Origin of the sequence: Bhargavaea cecembensis (assembly GCF_000826125.2) — a bacterium.
GTDB classification, from domain to species: Bacteria; Bacillota; Bacilli; order Bacillales_A; family Planococcaceae; genus Bhargavaea; species Bhargavaea cecembensis_B.
In genome coordinates this window covers 225165-229258 of record NZ_LN651373.1, presented here as the reverse complement: position 1 = coordinate 229258, position 4094 = coordinate 225165, and the positions used below count along the sequence as shown (strand labels likewise).

Below are 4094 nucleotides of genomic sequence, written 5' to 3'. Positions count from 1 at the left end.
CCCTTACCTTCAGAACCGCCTCCGCCACGCCGGGCACGCCGACGAGCGCGAGCACGGTGAGCAGCACTTTCTGTACGCCGACGAATGCGCCTTCGGGGTCGAACCATTCCCCCAAAGTATGACAGCCGCCGAAGTCGCCGCCTCCGCCCAAAGTCACCGCGGGGATGCCGAGGTGGATCGGGACGTTGGAGTCGGTGCTGGATGCGGCGTCCAGCACCGGTTCATGCCCGAGCACTTTCGCGGCTTCGCTTGCGGCGCGGACGATCGGGCTGTCCGGGTCCTGGCTGCCGGCCGGGCGGTCGCCGACGAGTTCCAGGTCGGCCTTGATGACCCCCGGCCGCCCGCGGAATCGGCTTTCGTCATCGGCGGCCTGGCGGCAGATCCGCAGCACTTCCCGTTCGAGCCGTTCCAGTTCGTGGGCCGAGTTCGAACGGAGATCGACGACCATCCGCGCTTGTTCGGCGATCGTGTTCACCGTCGTGCCGCCTTCCACGATTCCGACGTTATAAGTCGTCTTCGGTTCTTCCGGCGTGCGGATCGACGAGATGCCGGCGATGGCGCGGCCGAGCGCGTGGACCGGGCTCGGAGTGCCGTAGTCGCCGAACGAGTGGCCGCCGGGGCCGCGGTATGTGACCGAGTAGCGCTTCGAGCCGGTCGCGAGGTATGTGATCCGTTCGGGCGCGCCCGGTTCGATCGAGATGAATCCGTCGATGTCGTCCTGCCGCTCCGCGAACAGATGCTTCACGCCGTTCAAGTCACCGAGTCCTTCCTCGCCGACGGTCGCACCGACAAGCAGATCGCCTTCCGTTTCGATGCCCGCCGATTCAAGTGCGCGCAGCACGGCCAGCACCGCGGCGAGCCCGCGCCCGTCGTCGGAAATGCCGGGCGCGTACACTTTGCCGTCCCGCCAATCAGCCTTCACGTCGGTTCCGGCCGGGAACACGGTGTCGAGATGTGCGCAGAGGACGAGCGTCGGGCCGCTCCCCCTGCCCCGCCGGAAGCCGAACACATTGCCGGCTGCATCCGTTTCAATGTCCTCGACGCCGAGCGCTTCCAGCTTCGCCCGGTATGCCTTTCCCCGCTCCGCTTCTGCGAACGTCGGCGCCTCGATTTCCGTGAGTTCGATCTGCTCGGCGGTCGTCGCCTCATTGTCTTGTTCGATGAACGCGAGCGCCTCCCGGATCCGCGCATCCTTCAACAATCGCTCCATCATTTCCCCTCCTTCAAATGCTTTCCAAAGAACTCCACCGTTTTCGTGTGCATCAGAATATGGTTCTCGATCCGCTCCGTCTGGTGGCCTTCATTCTCAAAAATCACAAGCTCGACGTCGCGCCCCCGTCCTTCCAGGTCCGCGACGAGCTGCTCGGCTTCGCTCACCGGCACGCGCGTGTCATTTCGACCGTGGAACACGAGCAGCGGCGCCTCGATCTTGCCGGTCAGGTTCATCGGTGCCGTCCGGTCGAAAAACTCGCTGTGCTCGGCGAGCGTTCCGTACTCGCACTCGCGCAAGTACCTCCGCCACTCGCCGGTGTTTTCGAGGAACGTCCGCAGATTCGACATGCCGACGACATCGACGCCCGCCGCCCACTTTTCCGGATAATGGGTGAGCGCCGACAGCACCATGAACCCGCCGTAGCTCCGGCCGATGATGCCGATTTTCGCCGGATCCGCGCCGTGCTCTTCCGCGAGCTCATCGGCCAGCGCCGCCAGATCCGCGACCGCATCGAGCCGCTTGTCCGCGTCATCAAGCTTTAAATACCGCCGACCGTACCCGAGGCTGCCCCGGATGTTCGGCACCGCAACCGCAAACCCGCGGTGGACGAGGTACTGCACGACCGGATTGTACTCCGCCTTCGACTGCCCCTCCGGCCCGCCGTGCACCCAGATCACCGCCGGCCGGCCCTTCTGCTCCGAATGGCCGTACAGGAAAAACGGCACTTCGAGCCCGTCGAACGAGCGGAAGGCGTGCAGTGCCGGTTCCGCCCAGAGCGGACCGGCGGCGTCCGACCCGCCGAGATGCGTGAGCCGCACCGCTGTTCTTTCCACCGGCCGGTATTCCCAGATATCGTCCGGCTGAACCGGCGATTTTCGGGTGAAGACGAGCCGTGTGCCGGTCAGCCACGAGAGTCCCCCGATCACGCCGCCGGGCAGGCCGACGGCGAGTTCATATGCGCCGGTGTCGGGCGAGTAAAACCCGAGCCGGGAGACGCCGCCTTCATTGAGCGTGAAGGCGAGCAGCCGCCCGTCCGGCGACAGGGCGATTTCCTCGATGTCCCAGTCATCCCAGCGGAGCCGTTTTTCGAGCTTGTCCGGCGCATCGAGCGAAAAGGCCGCGATATACTGCGTGTCTTCGCCGGCGTCGGTGAGGATGAACCCGCCGCGCCCGCCCGGAATGACCGCGGGCGATGCATAGCGGGCGGGCACGTCGGCCGGGCCGATCCGGGTCGCCTCTTTCGTTCGGGTATCGACCGCGAACACCGCGCTGTCGATGTTCGTTTCCTTCAGCGAGACGAGGATCGTCCGGTCGTCGATCCAGCCGAGCGGCACGCAGTTCGCGCCAGACTCGTAGACCGTTTCCGTTTCGCCGGTGTCGACGTTGACCGTGAACACATCGAATTGGCCTGGATGGCGGCGGTTGCTCGAATATACGAGCCGGCTTCCGTCCGGCGACCAGCCCGCCGGGTAATGGAAATGCTCCGGCGAATGGACGAGCCGCTTGGGAACCGGCGTTTCACGCTCCGGTTCGGCTTCCCCGTGCTCCTCCTCGAGCAGCTCCTCCCCGGCCTCTTCGAGCGTCCGGTCCGGGCTGTGATCGAGCACATATAATTGTTGCTTCTCATCCCCGTGACGGTCCATCCCGATCACCGTCCGCTGCCCGTCCGGCGAATGGAACACACTCAGCACCCGGTCCGGCGTCTCCGCAAAACGCACCGGCTCCCCCTCTTCACCAAGCGTCCAAACCTGCGGAATCCCCGTGATCTTCGAAATGAACGTGAACGTCTCGTGCTGCGGAATTGCCTGCGGCTCATCAGCCGAATTCACCGTCAAATACTCCAGCAACAGCTCTTCCTCCTGCATACCGATCCCCCTCCTGATACTTCCTCACTCGAAATATCACTTTTCGGAATAGTATAGCATAAATCCCCCGGGGCGTCGGGGGTGATTTCTATGGTGAGTGTCATTGGAGGCGGCGCGAGTGTCATCGGAGGGCCCGCGAGTGTCATCGGAAACGCCTCGAGTGTCATCGGAGGGCCAACGCGCAACCGCAACCATCCAAAAAAGCAAACGAACCTCATCCCTCTGGACAGGCTCGCTTGCTCAGGTCGTGCTGTTGCCTTTCATTAACTATAAACACTGGCGCATGTGCCGGCTGCCGGTTCGTAGAAGCAATGGTTTTTGAACTGGCCCGTGAACGGCTGCCCGTACCAGGTCGGCGGGCACGGCGCATAGGGATTGAAATACCAGAGGGCATATTTCGCCGGGTGGACCCGCCAGTAATCCAGCGTCTGCCGGGCGAGCCGCTTCTCCGACTCGCGCGCCCGCTGATAGAACATATTCCCTTTCTGAACGGCCTCGAATGAATAGTTGCCGCCCTGTATCTGGAAAATCACATCTTCGATCGACCGCACATCGGCAAAATCCAGGCAATCCGCGACCGCCCGGTTGACGATCACATTGCCGACATACAGCATTCCCTGCTTCCCCTCGCCCTCCGCCTCCGCCCGCATCATCCGCGCCATCAAATCCACGTCCTCATTCCGGTACTTCACCCTCGCCAATCCGCACACCTCCACCTGTAAGATATGAAAACCGGAGGCGATCGATGAATGAGTGTCAACTTCAGCGCGGCGAGTGTCAACTTCAGCCGCCTGAATGTCAACTTCATCCGCCCGAGTGTCACTTTCCGGGATGCGAGTGTCAACTTCGCTCAGACACCCGCCAGCTATTGCCCCGCCCCCCTCCTTTCATTACACTTAAAGGAAAGAATTCAGACGACGACAACAGGGGGATGCATCATGACGAGGCTGGAGTTTCGGCAAGTAGAGAAGTCGGCGGGGAATGCGGTGGTGTTTCCCCGGTTTGATTTGAGCGTG

The 4094-nt window shown here is 62.9% G+C and carries 4 protein-coding genes; 1 reads left to right on the top strand and 3 read right to left on the bottom strand.

Going from position 1 to position 4094, the window contains the following annotated elements; genetic code table 11:
- From BN1189_RS06855 to BN1189_RS06845, 3 genes are all read right to left on the bottom strand, one after another.
- The coding region (locus BN1189_RS06855; protein WP_069201960.1) for a M20/M25/M40 family metallo-hydrolase at window positions 1–1210 on the bottom strand (1210 nt) is incomplete at its 3' end.
- The gene (locus BN1189_RS06850; RefSeq protein WP_052455700.1) at window positions 1210–3078 is read right to left on the bottom strand and encodes a S9 family peptidase; all 1869 of its coding nucleotides are present in this window, start codon (window positions 3076–3078) and stop codon (window positions 1210–1212) included. The genes BN1189_RS06850 and BN1189_RS06855, both read right to left, overlap by 1 nt.
- A gap of 263 nt (window positions 3079–3341) precedes the next feature.
- Window positions 3342–3779, bottom strand: coding sequence for a cell wall hydrolase (locus BN1189_RS06845; RefSeq protein ID WP_040226780.1), 438 nt, complete (start codon window positions 3777–3779; stop codon window positions 3342–3344).
- A gap of 48 nt (window positions 3780–3827) precedes the next feature.
- On the opposite strand from BN1189_RS06845, the gene BN1189_RS16260 reads away from it, so the two are divergent.
- Window positions 3828–4094, top strand: a 267-nt coding sequence (locus BN1189_RS16260; RefSeq protein ID WP_040226792.1) for a hypothetical protein, incomplete at its 3' end; no start/stop codon positions are given.